This window comes from Psychrobacter sp. 1U2, from assembly GCF_051847575.1.
On the sequence record NZ_JBPYDC010000686.1, the window covers coordinates 1 to 900 of the forward strand.

Sequence of the window (900 nt, forward strand, 5' to 3'; positions counted from 1 at the left end):
ATGTGCTTACCAACAGAGGTCGAACCAGTAAAGGATACAAAGCTTGGAATATCATGCGTGACGATGGCATCACCAATCTCACTACCAGCACCAACGACGATGTTAAGCAATCCTTTTGGCAGACCTGCTTCTTCAAATATTTTGGCGAGCAATAAGCCACCTGTAATAGGGGTATCACTGGCAGGCTTTAGTACGACTGCATTACCAAGTGCGAGCGCTGGTGCGATAGAACGCTGAGTGAGGTGTAGCGGAAAATTCCATGGGCTAATGACGGCTACGACACCGATTGGCTCACGATACACGAAGTTTTCTTTACCAGGTATATTCGATGGACGAATCTCACCATGGACGCGGTTAGGAAAAGTTGCCGCTTCAAGCGTAATCGCATGCGCACTACCAAACTCTACCATTGCTTTGATGCGCGTACTGCCCGACTCTTTAATGAGCCAATCGACTATTTCATCTTGACGTTCATCTAAGACCTTGACGACATTATATAAGACCGCAGCACGCTCAGCTGGCGTCTTTTTCGCCCATTCTTTTTGTGCTGTGTTTGCTGCCTGATAAGCGTCATTAAGCTGCTCTTTGGTCGCCTGTTTAATCTCGACCAGCGTGTCGCCACTGTATGGGTTGACATCAGTATTGACGCTGTCATCTTGCCCGCTTTGCCACTCCCCTGCAATATACTGCAGATGAAAGTCGCTATACGCGTTGTTATTACTTTCAGTATTAGTGGTCATAACTACTATCCTTAGTTGATTTTGATAATTATCAGTGTAATGATTGTTAGTGAGGTATTAATTAAAATTATTCTTTATAAAAATATTTTGTGCAAATCAGAAGAGAGCTTACTAGAGGCTAGACTATCTATAATATAAATCATCCATAAGTCCAAGCTGT

1 protein-coding gene is annotated in these 900 nt (G+C 43.7%); it reads right to left on the bottom strand.

Going from position 1 to position 900, the window contains the following annotated elements; translation table 11 throughout:
* Positions 1 to 740, bottom strand: a 740-nt coding sequence (locus ACS8FD_RS18100; RefSeq protein WP_439276867.1) for an aldehyde dehydrogenase family protein, incomplete at its 3' end; no start/stop codon positions are given.
* Positions 741 to 900: the final 160 nt, after the last annotated feature.